This window comes from Agrobacterium tumefaciens (genome assembly GCA_025559845.1).
Taxonomy (GTDB): domain Bacteria; phylum Pseudomonadota; class Alphaproteobacteria; order Rhizobiales; family Rhizobiaceae; genus Agrobacterium.
In genome coordinates this window covers 1,736,439-1,762,156 of the sequence record CP048470.1, presented here as the reverse complement: position 1 = coordinate 1,762,156, position 25,718 = coordinate 1,736,439, and the positions used below count along the sequence as shown (strand labels likewise).

Below are 25,718 nucleotides of genomic sequence, written 5' to 3'. Positions count from 1 at the left end.
TTTAAACACGGCAGCCAATGCCTTGGCGTGGACAAATCCGATCAAATCTCCTGACGCAGCAGCCCAAGCCTCCGCATGATTGCCTTCTCGAACTCTAGAACGGTCATCAGGAAGACGCCGACCAGCACCACCACAATGAGATTGCTGAAAGAAAGGGCCTCCGTGCCAAGGCCAGCTTGCAGAGCGGGCAGATACGTCATCGCCAGTTGCAGAATGACCAGCCCAAAAAATCCGACGATGGAATTCACGACAACAACGGCGATTATCACGATCGCGTCGACAACATGGCTTAGGAAGACCGCAGCAATGGCTGCGGCAATCAGGAAGTAGATCAGGGTGTTGTTGAGCTGCCTTAGAAAGCGTGTGATGGCGGATGTTGGGGGAGCCGACCGCAATTCGTTGCGACCAAGGGCATTGCGCCGCTTGACAACGTCCTCGTTTGCCAGCCCCTCATCGGTCGACGCAACGCTTGATAGTGCGGCAGCCGGGGTTATAGAATGCCATTTGATGGAGGAAGCAGCGGATATCGTCTTCTCCTGCATGTTCATCCATCACTCCTTACAACACTATTTTCCGTCGACCCGAAATCGGGCTACGCCGATTTTGCTTCACCTTCCAAAGAGAGCTGGTCGTGATATCCCTCCACGCCACCGAGGCTTTCGACGACGACGCGGATCGCCCGTCGCTCGACGTCGCTTTTCACAGTCCCGGTTGCGGTGACGATTCCCGATGACACCGAAACTGCAACCTGCTGCCTGGGAATACCAAGATCGGCCGAAAGACGAGCCGCCGCCGCTATCGCGATCGCGTCATCACCAGGGGCAATCTTGTCCAACGGTGCATGCAGCATTGCTTTTAGGACGTCGGAGCGGCTGACAATTCCAACCATACGGCGTTCGTTCATCACGGGCAGGCGTTTTACGCCCATCGTCGCCATGATTTCGGCAACCCTCGCCAGAGGGGTCTCTTCATTTACAGTGATCAGGCTGTCGGACATCAGGTCGCGAACACGCCAGCTATTTCCTTGAACATAGAGCTGAAAATCGACAGGTAAAGAAGGGTCGGTTCCGCGACCACCGCCCAATTCGGCTCGCCGCATCAGATCGCCTTCTGTTAGCATTCCGACAACCTCGCCCTCCCCGGTGACCACCGGCAAGCCGGATATTTTCTTGGTTGCCATGATATCGATCGCGTGACGGATACTGCCGTCGACCGAAATTGTCGCAATATCCGTCGACATGATGTCCTTGGCTTCCATGCAACCTCCTGGCAGCTTGAGCGATGTATAGGAATGAACATGCCGACCGATCTCAGCCGACATCATTTTCTACACCCGCTTCGTTGGACTAAAGTGACAGACCTGAACGGGAAAATCGTTGTCGATCGTCAATTCCCGTTGCTAAACTGCCGATAATATTCGTCAGCCAAACCGCGTAACGCCCGACCGATGGCGGCGTATTCATATTCATTGAGGTTGGCGAGAGAGGCACGGCCTGAGGGGTGCTGTGCACCAAAACCGCGGCCGGGCAACAGCACGATACCCGTTTCGTCAGCGATGCGGAACAATAGCTCGTTGGCGGTGAAGGCGCTTTTAACCCAGGCGGCAAATTCCGCGCCGTAGAGTTTTTGCGAAATCTCCTCCAGATCAAGCAGGGTATAATAATCGACCTCGTTCGGGTCCTTCACGAGCTCGATGCCCAACTCACGATAAAGCGCAGCTTCGCGGCGGCGAATGATCTTCTTGAGCGACGCCTTGTACATGTCGTGCTCGTCCATCAAAGCGAACAGGGAAAACAGCACCATCTGCACCTGCTGCGGGGTCGACAAGCCGGCCGTGTGGTTAAGCGCAACAGTGCGGCTGTCGGCGACAAGCCGATCGATAAATTTGAGCGTGCTGACATCTGTCACGATTGAGCTGTAACGACGATCCAGTGCCTCCTTTGCCTTTTCCGGCAGGTCTGCAATCTTGCGATCCAGGACGTTATCCCGGTGGGTCGCAATCGTACCGAGACGCCAGCCGGTTGCTCCAAAGTATTTCGAGAAGGAATAGACAAGGATGGTGTTGTTGGGGCACCGGGCGAACAGCGACTGAAACTCGTCGGCAAAAGTGCCGTAAACATCATCCGTGAGGATTATGAGATCGGGGCGGTCGTTGGTGACGATATCGGCGATCTTCTTCAAGCTCCGATCATCCAGTTTTACGGAAGGTGGATTGCTTGGATTGATGCAGAAGAACACCTTGATCGCAGGATCTTTCAACTTCTCCAGCTCGGAGTCCGGGTACTGCCAACCGGATGCCGAGTCCGCGTTGATCGCCACTTGCGTCAAACCGTACTCATCGAGTTGGGGGATCTCGATGTAAGGCGTGAAGACAGGCAGACCGATGGCGACCTTGTCGCCACGTGCCACCAGACCATTCTGTTTCATCGTATTGAAGATATAGGTCATGGCGGCTGTGCCGCCTTCCACGGCAAAGACATCGACATCACCGGCAGGCATGAAGCCGCCGATCATCTCCTTGACAAGATATTGCCGAACGATCTCTTCGCTGACCCTGAGCATCCGTGGCGGAACAGGATAGTTGCACCCGAGGATGCCTTCGACCATTTCATGCAGAAACTGGGAAGCGGAAAGACCTAACTGATCTCGTACATAGGAAAGCGCTCTGCGCAAAAAGGCGACGCCCTCCTGATCACGATGATCACTGGTGAACCGCTCGAAGTGCGCCTCGATCCCTTCGATCTGGGGCAACCCGCCAATGCCCTCCTGCATGTAGGAAAAGGAAAGTTCCGACTCTGCAGCGGCAAACAGGCCAAGCCGAAAGAAGGCGCGACGGGGCAGCGTCGCCATAAAATTCGGGTTACCACGTCCGGCATTCAGCATTGTTCCGTTTTTTCGACCGGACGCCAGCTTGATCAGTTCATCCTTTAGCTCAAACGGGCTCAACTTCGCGTACTGGCTATAATCAGTCATGATGTATCCTTCGAAAGCTTATGGCTTTGGGTCAGACGAGGGCGACGACAAGCGGCCCCAACAGGGTGAGGAACACGTTGGCAAGAGCGTAAGTGATGGCAAAAGGCGTCGTTGGAACAGAGTTTCCGGCCTTATCAAGCACCTCACCGAAAGCCGGATTGGCGCTGCGCGACCCGGAAAGCGCTCCGGCAAAGATTGCAACATTGTCGTAGTGCAACAGGTATCGGCCGACTGCCATGGTTATCAACATAGGAATGATGGTAACGGCGACACCGACAAGGAAGATTGAGAGACCGCTGTCCATGATGGTGTGGACAGCCTGCTGTCCAGACTGCAATCCCACCACCGCAACAAAACCGGCCAGACCGAGATCGCGCAAAAGCGTCGATGCCCCTGTTGGCATGTTACCAAGCGTCATGTTGCGGCTGCGATACCAACCAAAAGCAAGGCCTGCGAGAAGCGCACCGCCGCCACTGCCAAGCGTCAAGGGAATGGAACCAATGCGCAGAACCAGAAGGCCGACCAGCAAACCCACGACAATGCCGAAACCGTGGAAAACGAAATCGGTCTTGTCGCTTGGCACAAGAACCGGGCCGACACGTTTGGCAATACGCTGGAGGTCTTCCTGCAAACCGTAGACCGTGACGACGTCGCCAGCTTCAATGCGCGTGTCGGCGCCAAGTGTCACAGCGTTGCCGCCACGCTTCAGCGAAAGGACGAAGACGCCGTGCCGCAAGTCGCGCGTTGCCTCAACAATCTGGGCAACCGTTTGTCCAGCGAATTCAGAAGCGGTGACGACGACGTCGCGTGTCGCGACCACCATTTCCATACCGTCGGAAGTTTCCAGTTCGGGACCAATCGCCTCGTCAAGACCGATGATCCCGGAGCGGCGTCCGACAACGAGTAAGATGTCGCCTTGCTCCAAGGCAAACTCCGGATTGAAACCGAGGATCTTGCCGTTGCGTTTGATTTTTTCGATGGCGACAGGACCTGCTGAAGCCTGCGCCTCAATATCCGCAACCGTACGCCCGGCAGCCGCCTGCACCTCGAACAAACGACCGACGAGTTCGGGCAAAGCAGCGCTCTCTCCGGGGCCATAGACTTGCGCACCAGCCAGCATTTCGGCCTGTGCCTTCACGGCATCGTCGCGGATGCCGCGGCGCATGAACCAGGGAAGAATATTGACACACACCAGGATCGCGCCAAAAGAGCCGAAAATGTAGGTCACGGCATAACCGACGGCAACGTTGGCTTGCAGGGCTTGTGTCTGATCAGCCGGCAAACCCAGCTTTCCTATCGCCGAACTTGCCGTGCCGATGATGGCCGATTGGGTGAGGCTGCCGGACGCGATACCCGCAGCCAAGCCTTTGTCGAGAGAGAACATCTTGGCCAGCACGACGACCGTGACAAGCCCGCTGACAGCCATGACCGCCGCCATGATGATCTCGCGAATGGATTTCCGTCCGAGCGAACGGAAGAACTGCGGACCGCTTTCAAAACCAACGGCATAGATGAAGAGTGCAAACAGCACAGCCTTGATGCCGTTGTCGATCGTGATGCCGATCTGACTGATTGCGACTGCAACGAGGAGAGAACCGGCGACACCGCCAAGGGAGAATTTTCCGAATTGGAATTTCCCGATCCAGTAACCGCCGGCAAGAGCCAAAAATAAAGCGATTTCAGGGGATTGCTGAAAGATACTTTGCAAATAACTCATGAAATTCCTGCGCTCGAATGAGAGTGGAACCTACTGCGTATGCTGCATTGCCTTCAAAAAACTCCCGTAATACTAGTCCAGAATTCCGCTTAATCAACTCCTGATGGATGGTTCGCTTAAGTTTGTGAACGAAGGCTTACCTCTCGCGAGGGTCTTCGGATCAGAAAACAGTCACCGCCGTCACGAGTTCTGGATTGCTGGCAGCAATGTTCGCCGCTAAACTTTATCAATGTCGACAGATCTGAATCTCAATCTCCTTCGGTCCTTCTTCATGATTGCCGAAGAACGAAGTATTACGCGAGCTGCAACTCGTCTCAATATGAGCCAACCATCGGTCAGCCAGGCCCTTCAGCGATTGGAAGAGCAGTTGTCCTGTCAGCTTGTTTTGCGGGGAAGCCGTCGATTTGAGCTGACCGCACGCGGCCAGAGAATCTATGAGGAATGTAACGAGATTTTCAGATCAGTTGAGCGGATCGGCCAGCTGACGCAGGAAAAGACCATTGAAGAATTTGGTGAAGTCCGCCTCCAGATCATCTCCAATCTGGAATCGCCACTCGTCAATGAAGCTTTGCGGCTTTATCATCAGCGATATCCGTCTGTAACCTGGGTTATCGAGGTTCAGAACAGTCAGGATACCATCAGGCGCGTCCAGACTGAAAAGTGTGGTATCGGCCTGTGTTTGCTGTCCCGCCCCGTGTTCAGCCTGAATTGCCAGCTTCTGTTTCGAGAAGAATTCAGCGTCTATTGTGGCGCGGAGCATCCCTTCTTTGGGCGCAAAGAGGTGGAGAGACGGGAGTTGCGGCAAGAATCTTTCGTTTCGTTCACCTGTGCGACTGAAGGGTCGGGGCTTGAACCAATGTCGGTCCTCAGCGAAAGCCTTGGCCTCGGTGAGCGGATCAGCGGGCAAAGCCCTAACCTGGAAGAAGTGCGGCGCATGATCGTGGCGGGTCTGGGTATCGGCATACTGCCATTGACCGCCGTGCATGATGAAGTAAACAACGGCCTGTTGTGGCCCCTGGAAATAAAAGGCTACCCACTCGGTGCCGACGTATTTCTGGTCACGCACCCCGAATGCACCTATTCACGCGCCGAACAACATTTCATTGATATCATACTGGAACTGCGCACGCTGTTCCCCGATATGCACTGATAATCCCGCAGGTTAGGGACGCCGCCACGATGTCGCAGCGCCTTTTTTGAGTTAGCGATCAGCGCGTGCAACAACCGCGTGCAGGAGCACATTGAGACCAGGCTCAATGTCATCACGGTCGCAATCTTCGTCATTGTTGTGCGTAATGCCGCCTTTACAGGGCGTGAAAATCATCGCTGTAGGGCAATAACGGGCAAGAAAGTATGCATCATGGCCAGCCTGTGACTGGATATCGCGCCAATCATATTCCATGCGCACCGCTTCAGCACGAACACCATCGACCATGTCGCGATCAAAAATGTCACCGCCCCAGAACCATTCGTCTTCGATCACGGCATCGCAGCCAGCGCGTGCCGCACTTTCGAACACGGCACGTCGCATTTTTTCTCCCATGACACGCGCGGTTGCCGGATCGGGATGACGGACATCACAAATCGCCTGAGCCGTATCAGAGAGAATGCCGGGCTTGTTTGGCCAGGCGGCAAGCCGTGCGCCCGTTGCCTTGCCGTCACCAATGGCGAAATCCCAACCGATATCGTCCACCGCGGTTAACCAACGTGCCCCGGCAATCAGGGCGTTTCGGCGCAGATCCATTGGCGTCGGACCGGTATGGGCGGTCTTGCCATCGAAGCGAACACGCATACCGTAGCTCGGATAGCCACCCGTGACCACGCCGACATCGCGTTTTTCGAGATCCAGAATTGGTCCCTGTTCAATGTGCAGTTCATAGTAGGCGTCGATATCACCTGCTCGACAAGGCTTGTTGCCGTTATAGCCAATACGCTCAAGCTCTGCGCCGAAACCAGCGCCATCGTCCGACACCAGCGCTTTTACCCAATCGACATCATATGCACCCACGAAACAGCCGGACGCCACCATCGGCGGCGAAAAACGCGCGCCCTCTTCATTCGTCCAATCGACGATGACGATTGGACGGCGCGTGACATGGCCGGCATCATTCAATGTCCGTACGACCTCAAGTCCGGCAAGTACACCGGCAATACCGTCGAAGCGACCGCCGTTGATCTGCGTATCCAGATGACTTCCGATCAGCACCGGCGCCAGTGAGGGATCAGTACCCTCGCGGCGACCGAAGATGTTACCGAGTTCGTCAATTTCGACACTCAAGCCGGCATCCCGGCACCAACTGACAAACAGGTCCCGCATACGGCGATCATCATCCGTCAAAGTCAGGCGGGCGAGGCCACCAGGCCGACCCTGTCCAATCTCGGCAGAGCTTTCTATCGTCGACCAGAAACGATCGATATCGGCACGAATGTTCGGTGAGAACGACATGGTTCACCTTTCAAATGCAATTCTAGAGATAGGGTTCACATGCCGAAAGACATCACCGTCATCAGGTCTGGGAACAGAACAAGCAGGAACATGATGAGCGTCATGACGCCGATAAACGGCAGGAGATAGCGGAACGATGCCGACATTGGTATGCCGCCTGTCCGGCATGCGGCCATCAGGTCGATCCCAAGAGGTGGCGTATTGGCACCGATCGCCAGATTGATGGTGAGCAGAACACCGAAATAGACGGGGTCGATTTCATAGACGCGCAGAACAGGCAGGAACACCGGTGCGAGGATCAGAATGATGGCAATCGATTCCATGAACGTACCGAGCACCAGCACGGCGAGCATCATCAGCATCAATGCGACAGTTGGGCTCTCGGTAGCTCCGGTAATCGCGTTGACCACGAGTTGCGGCACCTGCTCGACGGTCAGAATCCAGCCGAACACGGATGCGGCAGCGATGACAATGAGTATCGAGCCTGTCATTTCGGTCGTGTCGCGCAGCAACCCGAACACCTTGGAAAACGAGAGATTGCGGTAGATCATAGTGCCGACAATCAGCGCATAGGCTACACCGATACCGGCTGCTTCCGTTGGCGTGAAGATGCCGAAACGAATACCTCCGACAATAATGACCGGAGCCAGAAGCGCCAACAGCGACTCGCGAAACGCCGAACCGAGCCTTGACCAACTAAATGGCTCTCCGCCCTTCCAGCCATTCTTGCGGGAAATCCACCAGGCGACAACCATCAGCCCGAGGCCAAGCAAGATGCCGGGACCGATCGAATGAATGAACAATTGGCCGATGGACGTTCCTGTAGCGGTTCCATACACAATCAGAACGATGGAGGGCGGGATCACGGTACCAAGTGAACCGGCACAACCGAGACCGGCAGCCGAAAATCCAGGATGATATCCACGTTCCTTCATGGCTGGCAGAAGCATGGAGCCGATAGCGACAACGTCTGCAACACCAGAACCCGACAACGAACCGAACATCATGCAGGCGGCGATCATGACGATGGCAAGGCCGCCCGTTCGCTGACCTACAACTGCGGCACAAAGATTGACGATCCTTGGTGCCAGACCACCATGCACCATAAGCAGACCCGCCAGGAGGAAGAGCGGGATTGCCAGCAATGTGAATGAATCGACGCCTGCGACCATGCGCTGCGCCACAACCATCACCGGCAGAGCATCACCCACGAGAAGGTATGCAACGGAAGACAACGACAGCGCGACAACAATCGGCGCGTCGATCAACAGCAAAAGAACAAAAGCAGCGAAAAGAACGAGAAGAGCAAGGCTCATTTGCGTAGCCCCTGGGCGAAGACAGCAATCAAGGCAAGAACTGCCGTTACCGGCAGCGCGAGATAGACCAAGCCGGCGGGCAAACTGAGCACGGTCGTCTCATGTGACCAGGTCAGCACGGTCATCTTCCAGCCAGACCAGATCACCACGATCAAAAACAGAAAAGACGCGACACGAGCCAAGGACGCAAGCAGCGACCGAACGCGCCCCGGCGAAACAAGCAGATCCGTCAGGCCGGCACAAAGATGCGTGTTGCGAATGAAGGCGGAGATGGCGCCAATGAATGTCACCCAAACCAATAGTAGGCGCGGAATTTCCTCCGACCACCGTGGGGTGAAAGAGAAGGCGTAACGGCACACGACGACATACACGATAATGGTGGTAAACGTGGCAATGGCCAAGCCGCCCACCATACCCGCCAACCGGTCGATGGCGCTGGCAATACGTGATTGCGGCAAAGACGAATCCTGCATGGAAATCTCTCGCATTGATGAAACGAACAAGACGTCAAGAACCCTGCCCGCCATTCGGCGGACAGGGTGCCGAGCATCACTTGCGATAGCTATCCATGATGTCGAGCAATTCCGGACCGAAAACGTCCTTTTCGCTCTCCCAGATGGGCTTCAGAGCTTCGACAAACGCGGCCTTGTCGACGTCATTGAAAGCCATGCCCTTGGACTTCAGCTTTTCGATCAGGGCAATTTCGTTATCAGCAACCATTTGCCGCTGGGCATTACCCCACTTGACGGCCGCTTCCTTGACGATGATCTGGTCCTCCGGAGAAATTTGTGCCCAGGTCATGCTGGAAACCGTCAGGCACGCAGCGCCCCAGATGTGCCCCGTCATTGAAACATATTTCTGCACTTCAAAAAACGAGGACGCGTCGATGATGGAAAGCGGGTTTTCCTGCGCATCGAATACCCCCTGCTGCAAAGCAGAATAGAGCTCGCCAAAGGCCAACGGTGCGGGCTGCGCACCGAGTGTTTCGAAGGTTGCTAGACGAACCTTGTCCGGGGTCACGCGTATCTTAAGGCCGGCAAGATCGGCCGGCTTGACGATTGGATGTTTATTGTTGGTGATGTTGCGGAAACCATTTTCCCACCAGGCCAGAACCTCGATGCCCTTGGGTCGGAGAAGATCGGAAAGTTTGCTGCCGAGCTTGCCGTCCAGAGCAGCAAAGGCCTGTTCGCGGCTGGTCCAAGCATAGGGCATTTCAATAATGCCAAACTTCGGCTCGACGAACTGGAAAGAGCCGCTACCAATCAGACCACCCTGAATCGTGCCGATCTGCATACCCTCGATGACTTCCTTTTCCGTGCCAAGCTGGCCAGATGGGAAGATGTCGATCTTGACGCGACCTTCGGTCTTTTCAGCAACTTCCTTGGCAAAGTCAGTCGATGCTTTGTGCCAGCTATGTGTATCGGCAAGCACATGGCCAAGACGGATCGTTGTCTCGGCCAGCGCAACCGAATGTGCCGAAAGGCCTACCATGCCTGCTAGAACCGTCGCGGCCAAACCACGGGAAAACCTCGAAATGCCCAGTTTCATATCACCCTCAATTGTTGAACTTATTCTGGGCATATCTGGCAGGTGGAGCGGGTTTTAAGCAAATAGCCCCACCCAATGACAAGCATTACGCAGGCTTATGGCAAGGGCTACGATTTCCTGTGAGTTATCCCAATGTCGCGATGCACTCGATTTCGATATCGAAATGCGTCCAGGGCTTGATTGTCACGCAGCTTCTTGCCGGAAATACTCCAGGGAAATACTCGCGATACACAGCATTCATGTCCGCGGCAAAGTCATTATTTGTGATGAAAACCAACGATTTGAAGACGTTATCGAACGACGAGCCGGCATGTTTCAGAGTAAAGGCCAATGCCTCCATACATGCACGCGTCTGGGCCGTTATGTCACCCTTGACGATCTCACCTGTCTTCAGATCGATCGGCGGCATACCGCAGGTGTAAAGCAGATTATCAACTCTCGTCAAAGCCGACGTCGGCGCACCAAGCTTTCTGATCGCTTTGGAAATAACAGGTATTTCAATGACTTCGTGTTTCATTCTGTGAATCTTCCTCCATCAGCGCCAAAGTTCCCCCCATTCTAACATGACTAGCCAATGCTTTAAGGTCAGCCGCTCTGGCCGGGCAAACTCAAAACGCCCAACCAAGGTTGGTCGACCGTACTACCGAGATTTTTTGCTGATAAAAGAAATGCGTCCGTCGATATGCGATCGAATTTCTTGAAACAGAAACTAAAGCCGTCGCGAATTCACCTTTTCACGACTGCTCTTCGCTCCACGTCATCGTGTAGCGTGTCCCCTTGCCGAGTTCAGGGTGCGTATGTGTCTGCTCGACCCGCGCATTGATATTTTGCGCCATGGCCATGATCAGCTTTGTTCCAAGACCCGTGCCACGTGGAGACGCGCCGGGTTTTGAACCGATTCCGTCGTCCTCAACGACAAGAACGAACTGCCGGTTTTCCTCGGAAAGCTGCACGCGAACCATTCCCGCCTGGTCGGGATAGGCGTATTTCAGCGCATTCGTCAGCAACTCGGTTATGATGACGCCGAGTGCGACGGCATGGTCCGCCTTGAGGCTGACGTCACAGAGCGACGTTTCGACCGTCACTGCGGAAGAGCCCGGTACTGCCTGGAAAAGATCGCTGATGATCGACGTCAGATAAGCATTCAGGGAAACGAGGCCGATATTTGCGGTGCTGTAGAGGCTGCGGTGCACTCCGGCAATCGCCGCTATTCTGCTCTGCGTTTCCAATAACGCAGTCTCAGCTTCCTGAGACTTGAGCGTGTTGATCTGGAGGCGGATCATAGCCGATACCAGCGAGAGGCTGTTTGCGACGCGATGGTTCATCTCCTTGACCATCATTTCCGCATGCTCTTTTGCCTTCACGAGCAGGCGATCCGCTTCATCTTTCGTCTGTCGCAGACGATGGTTTTCCAGCGCCTGATTGATTGCTGTAACCAGAAGCGGGAAAAAATCGTCACCGACATTTTTGATAACATAGTCGGCGGCCCCGGCCTTGAGGGCATCGATGGCAATCTGCGCCTCGTTCGATCCCGTGACATAAAGAACGGGTGCGCGCGCCGTGTGCGAGCGGATTGCGGCGAGAAACTCCATACCTGTCGTCGTCTGGAAATAGTGATCGAGAACGACGACATCGAAAGGCTCGCGTTCAAAGAATTCGAGCCCCGAAGCCACGGAAGCGGCATGTATGACGTCCATCCCATGACGTCCCAGAACACGGCTCGAAAGCCGCACAAGAGCTGGGTCGTCATCTACATACAAAACGCGCAAAATTGTCATGCCTTCACGGTATCTGAATCACGGAGAAAAACAGCCCAAGATTCTTAATTGCACTGGCAAAGCCCTCATAATCAACGGGCTTCGTGATATATACATTCGCACCGAGGTCATAACACTTCTGAATCTCGGTTTCGTCATCCGTTGTGGTCAGCACGACGACCGGCAGCCGCCGCGTGTGTTCGTTGCTCTTGATCTGCTCCAGAATGCGAATGCCGGACATATCAGGGAGATTGAGGTCGAGCAGCACGAGCAGATAGCGGTCCTTGCTGACAAGGCCATCCCGATTTTCGCCCAGGATGTAATCGAGTGCCATTGCGCCCAGCGTAAACGGCACGATCTCGTTATTGACGCCTGCGCGACGCACGTTCTTTTCGATCAGACGCGCATGTCCTTCGTCGTCTTCGATCATCACAATCGTGACTTCTTGACCGGTAGCCTTCATTGTTCGCCTTCTTTCGTGACTCTTCTGAGGTCGCTCGGCAGCAGCAGGGTGAACGTACTCCCCTTGCCGAGCTCAGAAGCCACCCTAATGTCACCTCCTAAATTTCTGATTAGCGAGCGAACATGTGCAAGCCCGATCCCTTCCCCAGGCTGATCCTGGCTGCCGGCACGCCGGAAAAGCTCGAAGACCCGTTCCAGATCCTGCTCGCCAATGCCACGACCGTTGTCACTTACCTCGATGCAGATCGCACCACGACCGGCGGGATAGGCGCGCGTGACCAGTCTGAGGGGGCGTTCCGGCGCCTGATATTTAACGGCATTGTCCAGAAGGTTGCCAAGTATCTGATCGAGCGAAATCCGATCTGTGAAGACCGTGAGCTTCGGCGTCTCAACACTGATCTCACCGCCATTGGCCGTGATCTGGTGACGTACCGTCTCCGACAAGGAGGTGAGCAACGTCTCTATGTCGACCTTTTCCGGTTGCAATTTTCTCTGACCATCGCGGGAGATCTTCAAGATAGCGTTGATCAATTGATCCATCTTGCGGGTTGAAGACCGGATAAAGCCAATGGCTTCGGGCAGTTCTTCTTCAATCGCGAGCCGGGCTTCACGGATGACCTCGGCCGTCGGCGGTTTACCGTCGGCAAGAACATATGCGCTCACCGGTTTCAGCGACGTGTCAAACTCGGAGAGGAACCCCATGATGTTGACGAGCGGAGCACGCAAATCGTGGGTAACGATATAGGCGAAACGCTGGATTTCCTGGTTTGCGCGCCGAAGATCGCGTGTCCTCTCCTCGACCCGCTCCTCCAGATGACGATTGAGTTCATCAACGTCCTCGCGCGACCTGTTCAGCGCGCGGATGTAAGTCAGCACAAGAAAGATCGAGCCGCCAACAACAGCCAGGATCGCAAGCGCCCCACCCACTGTAACCCAACGAAGCGTATTGGCTGCGCTGAGCTGATCGCCGACGATGACACGCAGTCGGTCATCCGTATTTGTTTGTAGCTCCGACAGTATCGTTCTGATCTCGTTCATGAAACGCTTGCCGTCATTGTTACGGACGACATCAACGGCTTCCGTCATACGGCCGGTTTTTTGCAGATCGATGGTTTCGCGTGTTTCCCCAAGCTTGTCCTTGATGGCAGCATCGAGGTTCGAAAGATCCTGCTGATACTCTGTGCGATCTTTCAAAAGATCCAGCAAGCGCGACTGGCGCTGAGGCAAACGGCTCAACGCTTCTTCATAAGGTCCGAGATAATCGACGTTGTTTGTCAGCAAATATCCTCTCTGCCCGGTTTCGATGTCCTGCATCGCGGTCAGAGTGTCGAGAATTGCCGCGCGCACGCGCCTTAGCTCGGCAGTGTCCTGGGAATACTGGTTATTGACCTGAACCAGCCATAAGGACATGGCCACCATGCCAGTCAAGATTGCGACACCCACAGCCAGCATCAGCAGGCTTCGCTGAGCAAACGGCGAAAAACTAATCACAGTAACAATATTCCCGGTAGGCAGCTAATGAGTGCGCAAACTAGAGTATGGCGTGCGCCGAAGCGAATGATTTCTTTCTGCTTTAGGTTGGAACCAGTTGGGCCAACGTGCGTTCAGCACAATTGGTAAAGCGGATACATTGCCAGCTTAAAAATGATTTGATTGATACGCGACGTGGTGACTAATGACGTATGACTTTCAAGGAAAACAAATCCTTGTTCTGGAGGACGATGCCCTTCTGGCAATGGACATGGAGGATTTTCTCTCGGATCTGGGTGTGACCGTCGTCGGTCCTGTCTCGCACATTGCGGCTGCGATCGAGCAAATCAACAAAATGGATCTGGACGGCGCCGTCATTGACCTCAATCTGCGAGGTGAAATGTCTTTTCCGGTGATCGACGAATTGAAAGCCGCAAACATTCCCTTTGTTGTCTGCAGCGGTTACGCAGAAATTCCCGGCGTACGCTCCCAGCTGGGTGGCCTGACAATTGTATCCAAGCCATGCGACTTCACAAATCTTTCCGGTGTTCTGGCACGCGAGTTTGCTTTGGCCAGTTAACCCCAAAACCTCTATGCGCATCTGAACAACGGGCGCTTTATGCGCCCATCAGTTCAACGGAAAAACCACACGGTACTTTAGACCGGTGTTTTCATAGAGAATTTCACTTTCCGCATGGAGCTCGTATTCTGCGCCCTGTGTTATCAACGTGGTCCCGAAACCAGCATCTTGCGGCGCACTGACGGGCGGTCCGCCGCTCTCGCACCACCGAAGCGCAACGCGTGCGTCGTCGGCCGTGCCGACTTTTTCCCAGGTCACATCGACCTTTCCCTGGGCGCCGGAGAGCGAGCCGTATTTCTGAGCGTTTGTTACCAGTTCATGCAGGATCATGCCGAGTGACAAAGCCGATTTTGGGGGGACATAGACCCCACCGGGACCATCCAGATGAACCCTGCTGGCAAAGGTATTATGAGGTTCGATCGCCCGGCGCACCACGTCGCCGAGATCCGTCTCCCCCCAATTGCTTTGAAACAGCAGCGCATGGCTTCCCGCAAGCGCACTGACCCTAGAGACTAGCCTTGCTTGGTAGTCCTCAACTGAGGTGCTGCCCTTTGCAGTCCTACGGATAATGGAAATCACCATCGCCATGGTATTTTTGACGCGGTGGCTAAGCTCGCGAACGAGCAGCTCCTTGTGCAACTCGGCCCGTTTCCTCTCCTGCCGCTCGCGGGCTTCCGCCAGGGCACGCTCGACAGCAGATGACAGTCGGACCAGTCTCTGTTTGAGCACGTAATCGGTGGCACCTCTGCGAAACGCCTCGATCGCGGCATCTTCCCCCAAAACGCCCGATACGAAAATAAACGGCACGTCAGGCATCATTTGCGACGCAAGATCGAGTGCTGCCATGCCATCGAAATCCGGCAAGGAAAAATCGGCCAGGATAATATCTAAGCGCCTTGTTTCCAGCGCCTCGATGAAAGACGCTTTTCCCACGGCGCGGGTAATCACAGGCCGCGGAGAAATGCGTGAAAGCTGCTCTTCAATCAGTTCTGCATCGACGGAACTGTCTTCAAGCATAAGAAGCTCACAAACGCCGTTCGGCAACATCCGTTCATCCATCATGACGGCGAGCACCCGGCGGCGGTTCGTTCAAGAGAGCCCAGAAGACACCAAGATCCTGAATAGCCTTGAAGAATTGATTGAACTCAACCGGTTTGACGACAAACGCATTGACGCCCAACTCGTAGCTTTTCACGAGATCCTGCTCTTCGCGAGAAGAAGTCAACATCACGACAGGAATGTGCCGTAGCTGATCGCTCCCTTTGACCGACTGCAGAACTTCAAGACCGTCCACTTTCGGTAATTTGAGATCGAGAAGCACGACAGCAGGGTCACCTGCAGGCCGATTGTGATGGGCACCTGTGAGATTGAGATAATCAAGCGCTTCTGCCCCGTCACGGGCGACCACAACCTCGTTTGCCAATTGGCATTTTTCAAGCGCGGTCAGCGTCAGTTCGAGATCGCGCGGATTATCCTCGACAAGCAAAATAGGTCTGAGTTCAGGCAATGTCTTCCTCTTCAATTTTCGTAATCGGCAATGTGAAGGAGAACGTCGCTCCTTCCCCGAGAGTTCCCTCCGCGTCGACCGAGCCGCGATGACGTTCCACGATCCGCCGCACCAGCGCAAGCCCGATGCCCGTGCCCTCAAAATCCTCAACGCGCTGGAGCCTTTGAAAGACACCGAAGAGCTTTCCGGAATAGGCCATATCAAAGCCGACGCCATTGTCTTTCACCGAATAGGTCACAGTGCTTTCGGTTTCAACCGCCGAAATGCGGACAACCGAAACTGGCTCGCGACGTGAATATTTGATGGCGTTTTCGATGAGATTGTACCAGACCTGCCGTAGGAGTGTCGGATCGCCAAGCGTGACCGGCAATTCACCGATCTGCCACTCAATATCACGGTCGGCCACGCTTGGCGCAATCGTGCGGCGCACTTCGCTTACCAGTTTCTGCATGTCGACCGGCTTCATACTGATCTGAGTGCGGCCAAGCTGCGAAAAGTTCAGCAGGTCATCCACCAGTCGCCCCGCACTGAGGGCTGCCTCGGAAATCATCTGCAAATAATGCAGAGACTTCTCGTCCAAGGCGTTGCTGCGCTCACGTAACAACTGCGCAAAGCCGACGATGTGCCGGAAAGGCGCCCGCAAATCGTGTGAAACAGAATAGGAAAAAGCTTCGAGCTCTTTGTTGGTTCGCTGCAATTCCCTTGTCAGATCAGCCATTTCTTCGGCTTTACGCAAAACGATCCCAATGATCGCGCTGCGGAGGTCCCGCGCGGCTGCGATTTCGGCTTCAGACCACGGGAGGGCGGTGTTGCGAACCTGTTCCTTCCAGATTTCAAAGGATTTCCGGGGATGGATGCGGCCACTCTCCTGCACGGTCTTATGGGGATTACCCCCCCATTGAACAGTTTTGATGACTTCCGGACGAAACCAGATCAGCCAACTATCGTGTAGTTCTGAGAGACGGGTGGCAATTGCTCCACTCGCAACAGAAGAATAGGCTTCAGCATTCGCATAAACTCCGACGAGGCTTTCCGTCGTAAACACATCGGTAATGTCCTGCGCCCCAAGCCATTCGGCAAGCGCCTCGACATCCTGTCTCAAAGGGGTTTGGCCGACAAGATGACACTCATCACCAACGATCAATGCCGCTCCCTCGGCTCCCACCTGTTTCAACAGATCATCATTGTTGCCATCATCTGGAAGGAGCCCATCCGCCCATCTTTGTGCTGCCGCCATCCGACTTAAAAGACGGCCTTGAACAATACTAAGCTCTACCCGCCGCGAGGCCTCCTTGGCACTGCGCTCCATAGCGATCCGCATTGACAGAAGCTGCGCCACGAAATCGCACGCTTCGCGAACCGCCAGGGAGACATAATGAGATGCTGCATTGTGGCAGGCGATCAGTCCCCACAATCGACCGTTGATGATAATGGAAACGGACATCGATGCTGCCGTGCCCATATTGCGCATATATTCCAGATGGATGGGCGATACGCTGCGCAATTGCGCAAAGCTCATATCGAGGACAGTTCCTGTTTCAGAATTGATGGCCGGGCTGATCGGGACAGGCGCGTAGTCGACATCCGGGATCATGCGAAGGCGATTGATCGTGTAAAGCTGCCTGGCTTGTGGCGGGATATCGCCGGCCGGAAAACGCAGCCCGAAATAAGACGGTAGAGCGCCATTTCCCGCTTCGGCCACAACGTGACCGCTCCAGTCCCCTCCAAACTCATAAATCAGAGTGCGGTCATATCCGCTTATTGCAGATACCAGCTCGGCTGTACGTGACAATGCATCGTTCAACGCCGGTACGCCATTCAGATATTGAGCGAACCTTGTCAGCTCAGCCATCAAGGTTTCAGTCGGTTCGCTCTGCCTCGTTTTTTCAAACTCAACAACGATAAAACCGGCAGATCGATGGGCTGCAACATCAAGGTTTTTTTCGGTCCAGACATATCGAAAATTGCTCTCGTCACTCGAATACCAATCGGATAAGGCATCGAGGAAGGGAAAAACCGAAGCTTTGGCTACGCTGCCGACGATTGCTCGAACGTCCACATAATCCGTCAGATTATCGCTTGCCTGCACAATGCTGAGACTGCGTGCAGAAAGTACCAGGAGTGCACCATGCTGTTGGATCGCACCGGGTATGTGGATGGGCTCGGCGACGCAACTATCCAGTTTCGGCGTAGCTGAACTCATAACTCTCTCCAGCCACTTGTCTGCGAAAGATCGACCGATCTGCTCAAAATGATGTCACCAGCCTAGTCATTCCTGCACAGATGTAAACGCGTGCTGCGCATAAAATACGCAAACGGACCTTCGATCCACCGATTGCGAAATGAGATGCCGGGGCGCATACGGTGGCACCCCGGACTCCAGGATCAATCTGCAACTCACTTGTTAATCGCAGTTACGGCGAGATTGGTCATCTTGCTGTTGGCAGCCTTTTCCTGATCGAGAATTTCGCTCAAGAAGACGTGCGCCTCTTCATTACCAAGGACTTTTGCCCACTCCCGAAGTGAGCCATAGCGCGCGATCTCGTAATGCTCGACCGCCTGACAGGCAGCCAGGAGACCCGCGTCAAGCGCAACGCCTTTACCCTCATCGATCAGACCTTCGGTTTCTTTTATCAAGCCGTCGGTGGCGTCGCATTTGACGGCTTCGGGTTTCACGCCAATTGTCTTGAAGACCTTGTCGAGTGTCTTGATCTGGCCTTTGGTCTCGTCAAGATGGTGGTCAATCGCTTTCCTGAATTCCGCGTTCTTAACTGCTTTCGAAACCTTGGGTAGCGCTTTAACGATAGCGTTTTCGGCGTAATAAACGTCCTTGAGGGTGTGTTCGAATAATTCTGCGAGTGTTTCCATAACCGTGTTCCCTTGTTGTTGGCGTTGATAAACGAACACGTCTGCGTGTTCGTTCCGACGCCACCGCGAAACCGGACAGACACATGGCCGCCGTATTGCGCAAACTATCTCGAGGGCACACGACGCCGGCACGAAACCAATTGCGCGTGCGACCGTTAATAGGCGCCATCATCAACAGGGGTAGCCGATGTCGCCACGCACTCTTCTGCAATTCTTCCATTGGTACACGCCAGCAGACGGAAAACTTTGGAAGGAGGTTGCAGAGCGAGCGGATGATCTGGCGAACCTTGGAATAACCGATGTCTGGTTGCCGCCCGCCTACAAGGGTGCAAGCGGCGTCTCCTCTGTCGGTTATGATACCTACGATCTCTTCGATCTCGGTGAATTCGATCAAAAGGGCGCCGTCGCAACAAAATACGGCGATCGGTCATCCTTTGAAAAAGCCTGCCGTTCGCTTCAGACGAGCGGCCTTCGCGTCCTCCACGATGTCGTTTTCAATCACAAGATGGGCGCTGACGAAAAGGAAAGCGTCAAGGTTCGACGCGTCAATGCCGAAGACCGGACTGAGATCGACGATGAAGAATTCAAGGCGCTTGCCTATACGCGTTTCACGTTTCCCGGACGGAAGGGGCAACACTCGAAATTCATCTGGGACAAGCAATGTTTCAGTGGTGTGGATGTCATCGAACAGCCTGACGAGAGCGGCGTTTTCAAGCTTGTCAATGAGTATGGCGACGGGCAATGGAACGAGGAAGTGGACGAAGAACTCGGCAACTTCGACTATCTGATGGGTGCCGATGTCGAGTTTCGTAACAACGCCGTTTACGAGGAACTCAAATATTGGGGCCGGTGGCTGAGTGAACAGGTTCCCGTGGGCGGATTTCGTCTCGATGCGGCGAAGCACATCCCCGCCTGGTTCTTTCGCGACTGGGTCGGACACATGCGGGAGAACGTCGACCCTGAACTCTTCGTCGTCGCCGAATACTGGCACCCCGATATGGCAGCACTCGGTTCCTATCTGGAACTGGTCGACAAGCAGTTGATGCTCTTCGACGTGGCCCTTCACTACAATTTCCACGACGCCTCAAAGCAGGGGGCAGACTTTGACATGCGCACGATCTTTGATGGTTCACTCGTTGACTCAATGCCCGGCCATGCCGTCACACTCGTGGACAATCATGATACTCAACCGTTGCAATCACTGGAGGCGTCTGTCGAGCCCTGGTTCAAACCTCTCGCCTACGCACTGATTTTGCTGCGCGAGCAGGGTGTGCCGTGTGTCTTTTACCCCGACCTTTACGGCGCATCCTATCGGGATTTCGGAGATGACGGCAACGAGCACGACATCGAAATGCCGGTGATCGATAGTTTGCCGAAACTGATCGAGGCACGCAGCCGCTTTGCACATGGCGCCCAGACCGATGTCTTCGATGATCCAACCTGCATTGGCTTCATCCGCCACGGCACGGCCGAGCAACCGGGCTGCGTCGTTGTTCTTTCGAATGGTGCCGCAGGTGAAAAATCGGCCGACCTCGGAGCAGACTTTGCCGGAAAGACTTTCCGTGATTTCCTGGGACATTGCGATGACGAGATAACAGTGGGTGACGACGGCAAAGCAGCTTTCCCGGTCAAGGGGGGTAGCGTGAGCGTCTGGGTACGCACCGACACCTGATCGGACTGGCCGCACGGGCGGTTCATGCCTCGAAGAGGCTATCTCTGGCGTGCTCAGTATCCACCGGTCAGAAAGATGCTTTCACCGGTCATGAAACTGCAGGCTTGCGACGAGAGAAAGATGGCGGCTCCGACCATCTCTTCCGGCTGGCCTGCACGTCCCATCCAATTGAGCGTTCGCACATAGTCTGCCCAGGCTTCCGGATCGGCATCACGCCGACCGGCATTGCGGTCAGTATCGATCAGGCCGGGCGCAAGCGTGTTGAGGAGAACATTGTCCTTGGCGTAGTCACGGGCCTGGCTCTGGATGATGTTATGCTGGGCCGCCTTGGTAGCAGCATAGGCGGTGACAATGCCCTTAGGCCGAAGCTGGTTGATGGAGCCGATCGACACCACCCTGCCCCACTTTCGCGCCGCCATGCGTGGCAGGGCAGATTGCAACATGTCCACAGTGGAACCCAGATTGACGGCAAGCTGGCATGAGAGATCTTCCGGTGTGAGATCCTCAAGCACTGCATTGATCTGGGCGCTGGCGTTGATGACGAGAATATCGACAGGCGCGATCGCCTCTGCACTTTCAATCAGATTGCGGCCGGCTCCCGGCTCCGACAGGTCACTCACCAGTTCGTCCGCAGTACCGCCATTGTCGATGATACGCTGCCGGACCGTCGCCGCACCGCCGGTTTTCATGCCATGCAGGATGACATGGGCGCCAGCCCCAGCCAGCCCCTCGGCGATTGCAGCACCAATACCGCGACTGGAACCGGTAACCAGCGCCGTACGGCCCTTGAGGCCGAAAACAGTTTCGAGGCGCATCGCTTATCCTTCAAACAGTGAAATACGTGCTCCGGACACACCGGGACGACAGGAAAACAGACCACCGGAAAGTGGCGCATCCGCAAGCGTTGATGCCGGCAGGCGTGTCCGGGCGCTGGTGATGAACAGTGTAGAGAGATCCGGACCACCAAAGGCGACACTGGTCGGTCGCGGCACCGGCAACTCTATGACCTGATCCAGCTTGCCGTTCGGCAGATAACGACGCACGCACCAGCCGTCCCAGATTGCACACCATACGCCACCTTCGGCGTCGACGGCGAGACCGTCGGGTCGTCCATCGGCAACGGAAATACGGGCAAATTCACGATGCGAAGACAGCGCACCGGTCTGTGGATCGCAATCATAGGCGTGGATCAGCCCCGGAACGGTGTCAACAAAATAGAAGGTGCGACCATCCGGGCTCCAGCCGAGACCGTTGGAGACGACGATGCCCCCCTCCTTACGTTCGAATTCACCTGCGGCATTGATGCGATAGAGCGCACCGGTCGGCTTGGATGCGTCAATACGCATGGAGCCAACCCAGATCGCACCATCCGGACCACATTTGGCGTCATTCAGGCGGTTATCGGCAATGGAAGCCTCCGGACTGACGAACGGTGACAGTCGGCCCGAGGCAAAATCGAGCCACTCCAATCCATCCTGAGACGCGACAAGCAGACGTTCACCCGTCACGGGAATCACGGCGCTGACCAGCTTACCGGTTTCGCACGTCTCGTTGCGGCCGGTCGATGGATCGAAACGATGGACGGCCGGATGCAGGATATCCACCCAATAAAGGGCATTTTCCGCCTCATGCCAGACCGGGCTTTCACCCAATTGCGCGCCCCATGGCAAGATGCAGCTCAAATCGGCGGTCGGGCGGCTGACGGCAGAGCGCGGACGCGGGCGAGAACTGATGGCAACAGCACCCGCAGCACCGGTGATGCGCCTTGCGGCAGCGATCAATTCTCGTCCGGCCGGGTGAATATTGGACGCCTCCAGACGGGAGGACGGCCCGAGCGCCACGAGAACACCTATTGGCGTGTTGTCGCGTCCCATCACGGGTGCAGCGACCGAATTCACGCCGGGCAGATGCTCCTCATAAGAAATCGAATAGCCACGCGCCCGGGTCAGCGTCAGATCGGCCTGCAACGCTTCGATGGTCGTAATTGTCTGGGCTGTCTGCAGGTCAAGTGTCAGGCGGTCCACCAGGGAACGGCCGACTGCGGGGTCCTGAAAGGCGAGCAGCGCCTTGCCGGGTGCCGTGCAGTGCAATGGAACACGACGGCCAACCTCGACGCGCACGGACAGTCCATTTGGCGAGCGTTCCGCCAGATAAAGGGCCATGACGCCGTCAAGCCGACACAAAGCCACGGTTTCGCCGAGCTCTGCGGCCAGCCGCTCGAGCTCAGGCGTTGCCGCAGACACCAGATCAAAACTTTCCCAGACCTTGTGCGACATCTCAAGGAATCGCTGTCCAAGAACATACGTGCCGCGCGCCTCGTCCTGCCGCACGAGACCATAGGCAATCAATGTTCGAAGTATACGGGCGAAGGTCGGCTTCGGCAGACCGGAGGCACGCAGAAGCTCCGCAAAACGGGGCGGCTCCGGAGCATCCGCCACCATATCGAGAAGCGTCAACCCCTTGGCCAGCGCCGCAGTGCCGCCGGGTGTCTCGGGTTTCATCGCGTCTGCTCCATCGCCAGGCGTTTTTGCCTTGCGGCCGCCGCCTCGTCCAGCATCCGGTCCATCGTCCATTCCGCTTCAAACCCCAGGGTGTTTCTGATCCGCTCGTTCGATGTGTGGTAATAGACGCCAGCGCCGGGAAAATCGACTGTCACGATGGGTAAGCCAGTCAATGCCGCCATGCGGGGCAACAATTCCGAAAAATCCACAGGGTTGTCGGCCCCGAGATTGAAAATGCCGCCCGCCGCATCAGGGTGATCGAGTGCCAGAAGAATGCCCGCCACCATGTCACGGGTATCGGTGATGTGCATCTGGAACGGCCGACCGTTTTCATTGCGTGCAAGCACATGGGCAGGTGCACCAATGTCTTTCGTTCGCATGGCCTCGACAGCCGCAAGATTACCAAAGGTCTGTTGCTGGCGAATTCGGGGAGCGAGGAAAAAGCGCGGACCGGAGAAGAAACTGTTCTCATCCAGCAATTCCGCTGCATCCTGCGTATGCGAGAAGCGCAAGATCACCGTTTCCATCGATCCGGTTCTTTGGTGAAAGCGTACGAGTTCTTCGCCGAGCAGCTTGGTCAGTCCATAAGGCGAACTTGGATTGAGTGGATGTTCCTCGGTAACGGGCAGATATTCCGGCCGGTTTTCCGGGTAGACCTCACCCGAGGATGCAAACACAAACCGCTTGACCCCGGCTGCTGAGGCAGCATCCAGCAGGCGGCGTGTACCATCGACATTGACCGAAAACATACGGTCGCGGTCTGCTGGTACCCAGGACATGAAGGCGCCGAGATGCAGGACATCCGTTACGCCCGCCAAGGCCTTTGTTAGCGCACCGGCATCTTCCAGCGAACCGACGACCTCTTCGCCGCCTGTATCAGAGGGTCGCAGATCAAAGCCACGAACCGACCGAGCCTGAGCGCGCAATGCCGCCACTACAGCGCGTCCAACGCGCCCTGCCGATCCAGTTACAAGGATCATAGCCGTTCACCCGTAGTTGCATCGAAGAGATAAAGTTGGGCTGGATCGAAACCGAGCCGGATTTCTTCGTCTTTCGGAAGGCTGCCGGTGTGCGAAACGCGTGCAATCAGCCCTTTCGACTTGTCCTCTTCACCTTGCGCAATCCTGGCGCCTTCAGCATCGAAATAAACGTATTTTTCCGAACCAAGGCTTTCAATCAATGTCGGACGCACCCCAAACGTGACCGGAGCCTCACCGAGAACGAGATGTTCGGGACGTAACCCCACAACAACTGGTCCCTGCCGATCCACCGCGCGTGACAGGGAAATCTGCTGCCCGAATGCAGTCAACTTGCCATCGCGCAAATCCGCGTTGAGAAAATTCATGCCGGGAGAACCGATGAAACCGGCAACGAACAGGTTCGCGGGGTTATTGAACAGCTCGTCGGGTGCAGCAATCTGCTGGATAACGCCGCCCTGCATGATGACAACGCGATCTGCCATTGTCATGGCCTCAACCTGATCATGCGTGACATAAACGGTGGTCACACCGATGCGCTTGTGCAGAGCACCGATTTCGGCGCGCATGTGGACACGCAGCTTGGCATCAAGGTTCGATAGCGGCTCGTCCATCAAAAAGGCTTGCGGCTGGCGAACAATCGCACGTCCGAGTGCCACGCGCTGACGCTGACCGCCCGACAGGTCCTTCGGCTTGCGGTCGAGATAAGGTGTGACCTCGAGAATGCGCGCCGCTTCATCCACCCGCCGATCGATCTCCCCCCGATCAGTGCCGCGCATTTTCAGCCCGAAGCCGATGTTCTGGCGGACCGTCAGGTGCGGATAAAGCGCGTAGTTCTGGAAGACCATGGCGATGTCCCGGTCTCCCGGTGCGAGATCCGTCACCTCGCGATCACCGATAAAAATCTGGCCTTCACTGGCAGGTTCCAGACCTGCCAGGATTTTCAGCATCGTCGATTTGCCGCAACCGGAGGGACCAACAAGGACAACGAACTCGCCGTTCTCGATCTCCAGAGAAAACGGCTGGAGCACGTTGAGCGCACCATAGGATTTGCTGACATTGCGAATGGAAATATTGGCCATGCTTACTTCTCCGCGCCAGCGGTCAGGCCGCCGACCAAATAACGTTCAAGGAATAGGTAGATTGCGATGATCGGAAGGGCGATGAACACCGATGCAGCGGAGATGTCGTTCCAGTAGGTAACATATTCGCCCTGCATGGTGGTGATGCCGAGGTTCGCCGTCCAGTTATCGGGCGAATTGACCAGAAAGGTTCGCGCATAGGCGTAGTCAGCCCAGCTTAACACGAAGGCGTAGAGTGCGGTGGCGGCGAGCCCGGGCGTTGCAATCGGCAGGACAACACGGATCATGGCTCCGATCGGAGAGCACCCGTCCACCATTGCCGCCTGTTCAAGCTCCTTCGGGATCGTATCAAAATATCCCTTCAGCATCCAAGTGGCGAAAGGAATGATCATGGTGGAATGGGCGAGTACCAGCGTCCACAGGCTGCCGATCAATCCGAAGCTGGAAAAGATCGAAAACAGCGGGATGACCAGAAGTGTCGCAGGCAGCATCTTTGCCGTCAGAACGAAAAGCCCCATCGTGGCACCGCCACGCATGGAATAACGTGACAAGGCGTAGCCGGCACTGACCGAAACCAGCATCGAAAGTGCCACCGAACCAACAGCGGCAAGCATGGAGTTCCACAGCCAGAGAAGAATTGGCTTTGCCGCCCACACGCGGGCAAAGATGTCCCACTGCGCGTCGTCCGGCCAGAAAGTCGGTGGCAGACGGTAAAGCTCATCCGTGGTGGAAAGCGCTGTGACCAGCAACCAGTAGACGGGAAACAGGATCATCACCAAAGTGAAGATCACGGTGACATAAAGAGCGAGGCTCTGTGCGAATGTGCGCTTCATCAAAGCCTC

General features: G+C 55.6%; 24 protein-coding genes. 3 read left to right on the top strand and 21 right to left on the bottom strand.

Annotated features, from left to right (window positions below):
* Nucleotides 1-41 precede the first annotated feature (41 nt).
* The 4 genes from FY156_24560 to aspT all read right to left on the bottom strand — a co-directional run bounded on the left by FY156_24560 (nucleotide 42) and on the right by aspT (nucleotide 4,690).
* Nucleotides 42-548 carry a hypothetical protein gene (locus FY156_24560; protein ID UXS04630.1) on the bottom strand — a complete coding sequence of 169 codons (507 nt, stop codon included), beginning with the start codon at nucleotides 546-548 and terminating at the stop codon, nucleotides 42-44.
* A 44-nt stretch (nucleotides 549-592) separates the two neighbouring features.
* A complete protein-coding gene (locus FY156_24555) occupies nucleotides 593-1,258 on the bottom strand; it encodes a CBS domain-containing protein (protein ID UXS04629.1) in 666 nt (221 codons plus the stop codon).
* Nucleotides 1,259-1,386: 128 nt separating this feature from the next.
* A complete protein-coding gene (locus FY156_24550; GenBank protein ID UXS04628.1) occupies nucleotides 1,387-2,973 on the bottom strand; it encodes a bifunctional aspartate transaminase/aspartate 4-decarboxylase in 1,587 nt (528 codons plus the stop codon).
* Nucleotides 2,974-3,004: 31 nt separating this feature from the next.
* A complete protein-coding gene (gene aspT / locus FY156_24545; protein ID UXS04627.1) occupies nucleotides 3,005-4,690 on the bottom strand; it encodes an aspartate-alanine antiporter in 1,686 nt (561 codons plus the stop codon).
* 229 nt (nucleotides 4,691-4,919) lie between these two features.
* On the opposite strand from aspT, the gene FY156_24540 reads away from it, so the two are divergent.
* Nucleotides 4,920-5,840, top strand: a complete 921-nt coding sequence (locus FY156_24540) for a LysR family transcriptional regulator (GenBank protein ID UXS04626.1) — start codon at nucleotides 4,920-4,922, stop codon at nucleotides 5,838-5,840.
* A 51-nt stretch (nucleotides 5,841-5,891) separates the two neighbouring features.
* Here the strand turns inward: FY156_24540 and FY156_24535 are convergent, their stop codons facing one another.
* From FY156_24535 to FY156_24500, 8 genes are all read right to left on the bottom strand, one after another.
* Nucleotides 5,892-7,136 carry a Zn-dependent hydrolase gene (locus FY156_24535; GenBank protein UXS04625.1) on the bottom strand — a complete coding sequence of 415 codons (1,245 nt, stop codon included), beginning with the start codon at nucleotides 7,134-7,136 and terminating at the stop codon, nucleotides 5,892-5,894.
* A gap of 35 nt (nucleotides 7,137-7,171) precedes the next feature.
* The gene (locus FY156_24530; GenBank protein ID UXS04624.1) at nucleotides 7,172-8,452 is read right to left on the bottom strand and encodes a TRAP transporter large permease; all 1,281 of its coding nucleotides are present in this window, start codon (nucleotides 8,450-8,452) and stop codon (nucleotides 7,172-7,174) included.
* A complete protein-coding gene (locus FY156_24525) occupies nucleotides 8,449-8,925 on the bottom strand; it encodes a TRAP transporter small permease (GenBank protein ID UXS04623.1) in 477 nt (158 codons plus the stop codon). The genes FY156_24530 and FY156_24525 overlap by 4 nt, the downstream gene beginning before the upstream one ends.
* 76 nt (nucleotides 8,926-9,001) lie before the next feature.
* Entirely contained in the window at nucleotides 9,002-10,000 is a 999-nt protein-coding gene (locus tag FY156_24520; protein UXS04622.1) for a DctP family TRAP transporter solute-binding subunit, read from the bottom strand.
* A 124-nt stretch (nucleotides 10,001-10,124) separates the two neighbouring features.
* Nucleotides 10,125-10,517, bottom strand: coding sequence for a RidA family protein (locus FY156_24515; GenBank protein ID UXS04621.1), 393 nt, complete (start codon nucleotides 10,515-10,517; stop codon nucleotides 10,125-10,127).
* A 217-nt stretch (nucleotides 10,518-10,734) separates the two neighbouring features.
* Complete coding sequence (locus FY156_24510; GenBank protein ID UXS04620.1) at nucleotides 10,735-11,778, bottom strand: response regulator; 1,044 nt, start codon at nucleotides 11,776-11,778, stop codon at nucleotides 10,735-10,737.
* Nucleotides 11,779-11,782: 4 nt separating this feature from the next.
* Nucleotides 11,783-12,220 (bottom strand): response regulator, encoded by a 438-nt coding sequence (locus tag FY156_24505; protein UXS04619.1) that lies wholly within the window; start codon nucleotides 12,218-12,220, stop codon nucleotides 11,783-11,785.
* Complete coding sequence (locus FY156_24500; protein ID UXS05234.1) at nucleotides 12,217-13,671, bottom strand: histidine kinase; 1,455 nt, start codon at nucleotides 13,669-13,671, stop codon at nucleotides 12,217-12,219. Before FY156_24500 ends, FY156_24505 begins: the two co-directional genes overlap by 4 nt.
* 223 nt (nucleotides 13,672-13,894) lie before the next feature.
* On the opposite strand from FY156_24500, the gene FY156_24495 reads away from it, so the two are divergent.
* Complete coding sequence (locus FY156_24495; protein ID UXS04618.1) at nucleotides 13,895-14,269, top strand: response regulator; 375 nt, start codon at nucleotides 13,895-13,897, stop codon at nucleotides 14,267-14,269.
* 48 nt (nucleotides 14,270-14,317) lie between these two features.
* Here FY156_24495 and FY156_24490 read toward each other — a convergent pair whose 3' ends face one another.
* From FY156_24490 to FY156_24475, 4 genes are all read right to left on the bottom strand, one after another.
* Complete coding sequence (locus tag FY156_24490; protein UXS04617.1) at nucleotides 14,318-15,331, bottom strand: response regulator; 1,014 nt, start codon at nucleotides 15,329-15,331, stop codon at nucleotides 14,318-14,320.
* Nucleotides 15,321-15,776, bottom strand: coding sequence for a response regulator (locus FY156_24485; GenBank protein ID UXS04616.1), 456 nt, complete (start codon nucleotides 15,774-15,776; stop codon nucleotides 15,321-15,323). Before FY156_24485 ends, FY156_24490 begins: the two co-directional genes overlap by 11 nt.
* Nucleotides 15,769-17,979 (bottom strand): GAF domain-containing protein, encoded by a 2,211-nt coding sequence (locus tag FY156_24480; GenBank protein UXS04615.1) that lies wholly within the window; start codon nucleotides 17,977-17,979, stop codon nucleotides 15,769-15,771. Before FY156_24480 ends, FY156_24485 begins: the two co-directional genes overlap by 8 nt.
* A gap of 194 nt (nucleotides 17,980-18,173) precedes the next feature.
* Complete coding sequence (locus FY156_24475; protein UXS04614.1) at nucleotides 18,174-18,644, bottom strand: ferritin-like domain-containing protein; 471 nt, start codon at nucleotides 18,642-18,644, stop codon at nucleotides 18,174-18,176.
* 187 nt (nucleotides 18,645-18,831) lie between these two features.
* On the opposite strand from FY156_24475, the gene amyA reads away from it, so the two are divergent.
* Complete coding sequence (gene amyA, locus FY156_24470) at nucleotides 18,832-20,316, top strand: alpha-amylase (GenBank protein UXS04613.1); 1,485 nt, start codon at nucleotides 18,832-18,834, stop codon at nucleotides 20,314-20,316.
* Between the two features lie 53 nt (nucleotides 20,317-20,369).
* On the opposite strand, the gene FY156_24465 is transcribed toward amyA, so the two are convergent.
* From FY156_24465 to FY156_24445, 5 genes are read right to left on the bottom strand one after another with little or no spacing between them, the layout of a single operon-like run.
* Nucleotides 20,370-21,131 carry an SDR family oxidoreductase gene (locus FY156_24465; GenBank protein UXS04612.1) on the bottom strand — a complete coding sequence of 254 codons (762 nt, stop codon included), beginning with the start codon at nucleotides 21,129-21,131 and terminating at the stop codon, nucleotides 20,370-20,372.
* 3 nt (nucleotides 21,132-21,134) lie between these two features.
* Nucleotides 21,135-22,817 carry a helix-turn-helix domain-containing protein gene (locus FY156_24460; protein ID UXS04611.1) on the bottom strand — a complete coding sequence of 561 codons (1,683 nt, stop codon included), beginning with the start codon at nucleotides 22,815-22,817 and terminating at the stop codon, nucleotides 21,135-21,137.
* A complete protein-coding gene (locus tag FY156_24455; GenBank protein ID UXS04610.1) occupies nucleotides 22,814-23,797 on the bottom strand; it encodes an NAD(P)-dependent oxidoreductase in 984 nt (327 codons plus the stop codon). Before FY156_24455 ends, FY156_24460 begins: the two co-directional genes overlap by 4 nt.
* Nucleotides 23,794-24,876: a sn-glycerol-3-phosphate ABC transporter ATP-binding protein UgpC gene (gene ugpC, locus FY156_24450; GenBank protein UXS04609.1), complete on the bottom strand. Its 1,083-nt coding sequence runs from the start codon at nucleotides 24,874-24,876 to the stop codon at nucleotides 23,794-23,796. Before ugpC ends, FY156_24455 begins: the two co-directional genes overlap by 4 nt.
* Before the next feature lie 2 nt (nucleotides 24,877-24,878).
* A complete protein-coding gene (locus tag FY156_24445) occupies nucleotides 24,879-25,709 on the bottom strand; it encodes a carbohydrate ABC transporter permease (GenBank protein ID UXS04608.1) in 831 nt (276 codons plus the stop codon).
* Between the last annotated feature and the right edge of the window lie 9 nt (nucleotides 25,710-25,718).

Bases quoted from the DNA above. Each gene is read 5' to 3' on its own strand.
- FY156_24560 (UXS04630.1), bottom strand. From the start codon at position 548: ATGAACATGCAGGAGAAGACGATATCCGCTGCTTCCTCCATCAAATGG.
- FY156_24555 (UXS04629.1), bottom strand. From the start codon at position 1,258: ATGGAAGCCAAGGACATCATGTCGACGGATATTGCGACAATTTCGGTC.
- FY156_24550 (UXS04628.1), bottom strand. From the start codon at position 2,973: ATGACTGATTATAGCCAGTACGCGAAGTTGAGCCCGTTTGAGCTAAAG.
- aspT (UXS04627.1), bottom strand. From the start codon at position 4,690: ATGAGTTATTTGCAAAGTATCTTTCAGCAATCCCCTGAAATCGCTTTA.
- FY156_24540 (UXS04626.1), top strand. From the start codon at position 4,920: ATGTCGACAGATCTGAATCTCAATCTCCTTCGGTCCTTCTTCATGATT.
- FY156_24535 (UXS04625.1), bottom strand. From the start codon at position 7,136: ATGTCGTTCTCACCGAACATTCGTGCCGATATCGATCGTTTCTGGTCG.
- FY156_24530 (UXS04624.1), bottom strand. From the start codon at position 8,452: ATGAGCCTTGCTCTTCTCGTTCTTTTCGCTGCTTTTGTTCTTTTGCTG.
- FY156_24525 (UXS04623.1), bottom strand. From the start codon at position 8,925: ATGCAGGATTCGTCTTTGCCGCAATCACGTATTGCCAGCGCCATCGAC.
- FY156_24520 (UXS04622.1), bottom strand. From the start codon at position 10,000: ATGAAACTGGGCATTTCGAGGTTTTCCCGTGGTTTGGCCGCGACGGTT.
- FY156_24515 (UXS04621.1), bottom strand. From the start codon at position 10,517: ATGAAACACGAAGTCATTGAAATACCTGTTATTTCCAAAGCGATCAGA.
- FY156_24510 (UXS04620.1), bottom strand. From the start codon at position 11,778: ATGACAATTTTGCGCGTTTTGTATGTAGATGACGACCCAGCTCTTGTG.
- FY156_24505 (UXS04619.1), bottom strand. From the start codon at position 12,220: ATGAAGGCTACCGGTCAAGAAGTCACGATTGTGATGATCGAAGACGAC.
- FY156_24500 (UXS05234.1), bottom strand. From the start codon at position 13,671: ATGCTGGCTGTGGGTGTCGCAATCTTGACTGGCATGGTGGCCATGTCC.
- FY156_24495 (UXS04618.1), top strand. From the start codon at position 13,895: ATGACGTATGACTTTCAAGGAAAACAAATCCTTGTTCTGGAGGACGAT.
- FY156_24490 (UXS04617.1), bottom strand. From the start codon at position 15,331: ATGATGGATGAACGGATGTTGCCGAACGGCGTTTGTGAGCTTCTTATG.
- FY156_24480 (UXS04615.1), bottom strand. From the start codon at position 17,979: ATGAGTTCAGCTACGCCGAAACTGGATAGTTGCGTCGCCGAGCCCATC.
- FY156_24475 (UXS04614.1), bottom strand. From the start codon at position 18,644: ATGGAAACACTCGCAGAATTATTCGAACACACCCTCAAGGACGTTTAT.
- amyA (UXS04613.1), top strand. From the start codon at position 18,832: ATGTCGCCACGCACTCTTCTGCAATTCTTCCATTGGTACACGCCAGCA.
- FY156_24465 (UXS04612.1), bottom strand. From the start codon at position 21,131: ATGCGCCTCGAAACTGTTTTCGGCCTCAAGGGCCGTACGGCGCTGGTT.
- FY156_24460 (UXS04611.1), bottom strand. From the start codon at position 22,817: ATGAAACCCGAGACACCCGGCGGCACTGCGGCGCTGGCCAAGGGGTTG.
- FY156_24455 (UXS04610.1), bottom strand. From the start codon at position 23,797: ATGATCCTTGTAACTGGATCGGCAGGGCGCGTTGGACGCGCTGTAGTG.
- ugpC (UXS04609.1), bottom strand. From the start codon at position 24,876: ATGGCCAATATTTCCATTCGCAATGTCAGCAAATCCTATGGTGCGCTC.
- FY156_24445 (UXS04608.1), bottom strand. From the start codon at position 25,709: ATGAAGCGCACATTCGCACAGAGCCTCGCTCTTTATGTCACCGTGATC.